Raw genomic sequence first — 5,757 nt, forward strand, 5'->3', positions numbered from 1 at the left:
GGCGGACCACCGCGGCCGCGCCCAGCAGGGCCACCGTGGCGCCCGCGGCGCCCGCGGCCGTCGCGTCCTTGCGGCCCAGCCTGCGGCCCGCCACGGTGTGCCGTCCGGCCACCTCCTGGAGCAGCTCCGCGAGCACCTCCTCGTTGGTCCAGCGGGGCCGCCAGCCCGCCGCGTGCAGCCGGCTGCCGCTCACCACCCACGGGTGCATCGTGTAGGCCAGGTCACCGGCCGGGGAGGGGGTCAGGCCGATCCGGTGCAGACGGGCCGCCGCGCCGAGGGCCACCGCCGAGGGCAGTTCCATGCGGCGGATGCCGCTGAGCTCCTCGACCTCCTCCTGCTCCAGCCAGCCCTCGCAGCCCACCGCGAGCTCGCCCTCGACCTTCTCCAGGGCCGCGTACTCCAGCGCGCTGACCAGGTCCTCCACGTGGCAGAACTGCCAGGTCGGCCGGGAACCGGCCACCACGAGCAGCCGCGGGGACTCGAAGTAACGGGTCAGCGCGGTGTCCGTGCCGCCGACCAGGACCGCGGGCCGGACCACGGTCACGTTCAGCCCCGGGTGCGCCCGGGGCGCCCGGCGGCCCAGCCGCTCGATCTCCAGGAGGTCCCCGACGCCGGTGGCCTCGGCGGTGGCCTGGAGCTCGGCGTCCTCCGACAGCGGGACGTCGTTGTCGGGGAGGGCGCCGTAGACCATGGCGGAGGTGCACAGCACGACCCGCCGCACCCCGGCGGCCGCGGCCGCCGTGAGCACCGTCTGGGTCCCCCGCACGTTGTAGGCCGTACGGGCGGCCGGGTCGGTCTCCAGGTCGAGGTCGAGGGCCAGGTGGACCACGACGTCGGCGCCGCGGAGCTTGTCGGCGATGGCCGGGTCCCGGACGTCCAGGACGTGCCACTGGGCCTCGGCGCACTCCCCGCGCCGCTCGTCGATGGCGAGGACCCTCCGGACCTCCTCGGAGGCCGCCAGGCGCTCCGTGAGCGCGGCGCCGACGCCCGAGGCGGCACCGGTCACGGCGATCACGGGGCCGCGGCCCCCGCTGTTTCGCCCAGCGCGAATTTCGGGGTCGTGTGCTGCTCGAACCTGTGGATCAGGGGAACTCACCGGGCGTCTCCAGCGGTTGTCTTCAGTAGGTGGGCGTCCTGACGCGTACCTACCAGGTGACGTCCATCCTGCCGCAGCGCCGGAGCCGGCGGAGCACCGAGCCCGGAACCGGGCGCGGTGTCTACGCTGGGGGGTGTTGTCGGACCATCCCCGTCGGCGCCCCGCCGGCGGCCTTAAGAGCCGAGGAAACCGTGAGTGACACCCCATTCGGATTCGGGCTTCCGCCGGAGGAGCCGGAGAACGGCGACGAGGGCAAGAAGAAGGGCCAGGACGGGCCCGCGAATCCGTTCGGGTTCGGAGCGGCCGGTCTGCCCGGCGGAGCGGACAACCCGTTCGCCGCGATGTTCGGCTCGATGAACCCGGGCGACCTCGGCGCGGCCTTCCAGCAGCTCGGCCAGATGCTGAGCTACGAGGGCGGTCCCGTGAACTGGGACATGGCCAAGGACATCGCCCGGCAGACGGTGGCGCAGGGCACCTCCGACGGGGTCAAGGACAGCAGCGTCGGCATCGCCGAGAAGGCCGCCGTGGAAGAGGCCGTCCGGCTCGCCGACCTGTGGCTGGACGGGGTCACCTCGCTGCCCTCCGGTGCCGGATCGGCGGTGGCCTGGAGCCGCGCCGAGTGGGTCGAGGCGACCCTCCCGGTGTGGAAGGAGCTGGTGGACCCGGTGGCCGAGCGCGTGGGCGCGGCCATGGGCGGGGTGCTGCCGGAGGAGATGCAGGCCATGGCCGGGCCGCTGCTCGGCATGATGCGCTCCATGGGCGGGGCCATGTTCGGCCAGCAGATCGGGCAGGCCGTGGGCACGCTGGCGGGCGAGGTCGTGGGCTCCACCGACATCGGGCTGCCGCTGGGCCCGGCCGGGAAGGCCGCGCTGCTCCCGCTGAACGTCGCCGCCTTCGGCAAGGACCTGGGCGTCCCCTCGGACGAGGTCCGGTTGTACCTGGCCCTGCGCGAGGCCGCCCACCAGCGGCTCTTCGCGCACGTGCCGTGGCTGCGCTCGCACCTGTTCGGCGCGGTCGAGGGCTACGCCCAGGGCATCAAGGTGGACACCTCCAAGCTGGAGGACGTGGTCGGCCGGCTGGACCCGTCCAACCCGGAGCAGCTGCAGGAGGCCCTGCAGGGCGGCATGTTCCAGCCGCAGGACACCCCCGAGCAGAAGGCGGCCCTGGCCCGGCTGGAGACGGCGCTCGCGCTGGTCGAGGGCTGGGTGGACGCGGTGGTCCACGAGGCCGCGAAGCCCCGGCTGACCTCGGCGGACGCGCTCCGCGAGACGCTGCGGCGGCGGCGCGCCTCCGGCGGTCCCGCCGAGCAGACCTTCGCCACGCTGATCGGGCTGGAGCTGCGGCCGCGCCGACTGCGGGACGCGGCCCGGCTGTGGGCCTCGCTCAGCGACGCCCGCGGCGCGGACGGCCGGGACGCCCTCTGGGAGCACCCCGACATGCTGCCCACGGCCACGGACCTGGACGACCCGGACGGTTTCGTCCACCGGGAGCACCTGGACTTCTCCGAGCTCGACAAGATGCTCGGCGAAGCGGCGGAGAAGCGCGACGAGGACGGCGAAGACCAGAAGTGAGCCTGCACGAAGACGCGGTCCTCGTCCTGAAGGGCTTCGAGGGGCAGCCGGAGCTGCGCGAGGTCTACCTGGAGCACCTGGCGGCCCACCCGGACGGGGTGTACAAGCCCTGCACGGCGGGGCACGTCACGGGCAGCGCCCTGGTGATCGACCCGGCCGGCGGGCGGGTGCTGCTGACCCTGCACAAGAAGCTCGGCATGTGGCTGCAGATGGGCGGGCACTGCGAGCCCGGGGACACCACCCTGGCCGGGGTGGCGCTGCGCGAGGCCCGCGAGGAGTCCGGGATCGAGGAGGGGCTGACCCTGCTGCCCGGTGGTCCGGTGCGGCTGGACCGGCACGCGATCCCGTCGCCCTGCAACTGGCACCTGGACGTGCAGTACGCGGCCGTGGTCCCGCCGGAGGCGGTGGCCCGGATCAGCGAGGAGTCGTTGGACCTGCGCTGGTTCCCGTACGAGCGGGTCGCGGAGGTCGCCGACGCCTCGGTGGTGCGGCTGGTCGAGGCCACGCTCGCGCGGCTCTGACGCGGAGACGGAGGAGGGGCGGTCCCGCGTGCTGCGGGGCCGCCCCTTTCCGTGCGTCCGTGGGTCCCGGTGCGTCGCCGTGCCGTGACGGGGCGCGCCGGGCCGCGGTCAGGCCCGGCTGCCGCCGAGCGAGTTGCCGCGCATGCCGAGGCCGAGCATGCCGCCGCGCAGGTGGGTGGGGGGCAGCAGCTCGCTGGGCTGGATGAGGACGTGCCCCTGGCCCTGGAACTGCATCTCCCAGCCCTCGCCGCTGGAGCCCCGGCGGCGCCATACGGCGGAGGTGGAGGTGGGTGCCTGGAGCTGGGTGCGCAGGGAGGTGGACCAGGCGATGACGGCGTCGGCGTCGGCGCAGATGTTCTTGCCGGGGCCCACTTCGAGGACGAGCGGCTCCCCGGAGGTGAGCAGGGCGACCTCGCCCGCGCCGCTGAGCTCCAGGTTGTACGCGCCGGCCGAGGCGATCTCGACGGCGCTGTCCACGGCGACGATGCCGACGCCGAGGGTGGAGTCGAAGGCCAGGACGTACTTGCTGTCGACGGTCACTCCGCGGCCGACCTCCATGACGTGGACGTGCTGGGCGAAGTTGGCCAGGTAGACGTGGCCGTTGCCCTTGCACTTCATCAGTTCCAGGCCCTCGCCGGTCATGTGCCGGACGTTGCGCCAGCTGTTGTTCCGGTACTGGCTCTGGAAGTCGATCTGCCCCTCGAAGGCGACCATGGCGCCCTGGCGGGCCAGGACGGAACCGCCGCCCTGGTTGACGTCCACCTTGAGGAGCTGGGGGTTCTGCAGGGTGTAGCGGCCGGTGGACGGTACCGGGACGTGCGCGAAGAGTGTGCTGTGCATGGTGGGTCGGTGCTCCTCTCAGCCCCGGATCTTGAAACGGTCGCCGGTGTCCTCGCTGGGCTGGACGACGACGAAGCCCTGGCCCTTGAAGCCGATCTGGAGGGCCTCGCCGCTGCCGCGGCCGATGAGGGCGCTCGCCTTGACCGTGCGGCGGGGCTTGAGCTCCAGGCCGGTGGTCCAGCCGATCAGGGCGTCGGGGTCCACGTAGGTCTCGCGCTCGGCACAGTCCAGGACGGTGGGGACGCCGCGGCTGACCAGGGCGACCCAGCCGGTGCCGCGGACGACGAGGTTGGTGAGGCCGGAGCCGGAGAGCTTGGCCAGGCCCTTCACCGGCTCGATGGTGAGCTGGAGGGTGGCGTCGCAGGCCAGCAGGGTGGCGCCGTTGACGGACAGGGCCTCGTCGTTGAGGTGGACGACGAGGACGTCCGCCCCGTAGTCCGCGAGGTAGAGGTCGCCGTCGCCGCGGCACAGCATCAGCCGGCCGCCTTCGCCGGTGACCATCTCCTCGGCGCTGCGGCGCAGGGTGGCGGGGGCCGCGTCGAACTGGACGTAGCCGTCGTAGGCGATCATCGACCCGGCCTTGGCGATCAGGTCGTGCCCGGTGGCCATGGTGACCTTGAGGGTCTTGGCGTTGTGGACGGCCATCCGGGTGCCGGTGGCTTCGGCGCGGGCGCCGAGTGACTGGAGGTCCATGCTCTGGCTCACACCTCGAAGGGCTGGACGACGACGAAGTTGCCCGGGGCGCCCCGGAACTGGAGGTTGACGGCCTCCCCGGTGCGGCTGGCGTAGCCGGAGCGGCGCAGCCGGAGCGCGGTGGTGGTGACCGCCTGGGCCCCCGCCGACCAGGCGATGACGGCGTTGCCGTCGACGTAGGTGGCCGGGCCCACGGGGAGCACCACGGGGGTGCCACGGGTCTTGACCACCACGGCGCCGGTGCCGGAGAACAGCATCGAGAACAGGCCGCCGCCGGGCAGGCCGGCGCCTTCGATCCGACGGACCTCGGTGGTCAGCGACTCGTCGAACGCGAGCACGCCCGCGGCGCTGGTGTACAGCTGGTCGTGGCCTTCGAGGCGGATCACGAAGAGCTTGCTGGCCTCGTCGGCGAGGAAGACCTCGCCGTCGCCGGAGCAGCGCATCAGGGACAGGCCCTGGCCGGTGAGGGCGCCGGTGAGCTTGCCCAGGACGCCGGAGCCCTTGTGGGCGAAGTCGATGTCGCCCTGGTAGGCGACCATGCTGCCCTGCTTGGCGAGGATCGGCTGGTTCTTGCTGAGGGTGACGCGGACCTGCTGGGGGTTCTGCTCGGTCCAGCGCTCGCCCGCGGCGGCCTCGGCGTACTTGGTGAGGACCACGCGCAGGCCCGCCTCGGGCGGCGGCGGTGCGAGGGGCGCGACGGCGCCGAAGGGCGGGGCGCCCGGGGGCACCGCGCCGGGCGGACCGTACGAACCGGGGGCCGGGGCGCCGGGCGGGGCGTACGAGCCGGGGGCCGCGGGGGCGCCGGGAGCGAAGGGGGCGGGCGCCGGGGCGGGCGCGGGTGCCGGGGTGAACGGCGGCGGCACGGCGGCGGGCTGCGCGAAGGGCGCGGCCGGGGCCGGCGGGGCCTGCGGCGCGGGGGCCGGTGCCGGGGCGCCGTAGGAGACGGTCTGCGGGGCCGGGGCCCCGAAGGCGGGCGCGGGCGCCGTCATGACGGTCCGCGCGGCCGTCGAGTCCGGGGCCGTGGTCCTCAACCACG

6 protein-coding genes are annotated in these 5,757 nt (G+C 74.1%); 2 read left to right on the top strand and 4 right to left on the bottom strand.

The window, feature by feature from the left end; all coding sequences use genetic code 11:
• Positions 1–1,096: SDR family oxidoreductase (locus ABTZ17_RS36030; protein ID WP_352200040.1), on the bottom strand; the 1,096-nt coding region annotated here is incomplete at its 3' end.
• 191 nt (positions 1,097–1,287) lie between these two features.
• Between ABTZ17_RS36030 and ABTZ17_RS36035 the strand changes: the two genes are divergently transcribed.
• On the top strand, positions 1,288–2,667 hold the full coding sequence (locus tag ABTZ17_RS36035; protein ID WP_352200041.1) for a zinc-dependent metalloprotease: 1,380 nt from the start codon (positions 1,288–1,290) through the stop codon (positions 2,665–2,667).
• Entirely contained in the window at positions 2,664–3,188 is a 525-nt protein-coding gene (locus ABTZ17_RS36040) for an NUDIX hydrolase (protein WP_352200042.1), read from the top strand. The genes ABTZ17_RS36035 and ABTZ17_RS36040 overlap by 4 nt, the downstream gene beginning before the upstream one ends.
• A 108-nt stretch (positions 3,189–3,296) precedes the next feature.
• On the opposite strand, the gene ABTZ17_RS36045 is transcribed toward ABTZ17_RS36040, so the two are convergent.
• The 3 genes from ABTZ17_RS36045 to ABTZ17_RS36055 form a co-directional block, all read right to left on the bottom strand.
• Positions 3,297–4,028 carry an AIM24 family protein gene (locus tag ABTZ17_RS36045; protein WP_352200043.1) on the bottom strand — a complete coding sequence of 244 codons (732 nt, stop codon included), beginning with the start codon at positions 4,026–4,028 and terminating at the stop codon, positions 3,297–3,299.
• 18 nt (positions 4,029–4,046) lie between these two features.
• Positions 4,047–4,721 (bottom strand): AIM24 family protein, encoded by a 675-nt coding sequence (locus ABTZ17_RS36050; RefSeq protein ID WP_352200044.1) that lies wholly within the window; start codon positions 4,719–4,721, stop codon positions 4,047–4,049.
• 8 nt (positions 4,722–4,729) lie between these two features.
• Positions 4,730–5,757 (bottom strand): AIM24 family protein (locus ABTZ17_RS36055; RefSeq protein WP_352200045.1); only part of this gene is annotated, 1,028 nt, incomplete at its 5' end.

It is taken from the genome of Streptomyces sp. NPDC097619 (assembly GCF_040302735.1).
Classification (GTDB): Bacteria; Actinomycetota; Actinomycetes; order Streptomycetales; family Streptomycetaceae; genus Streptomyces.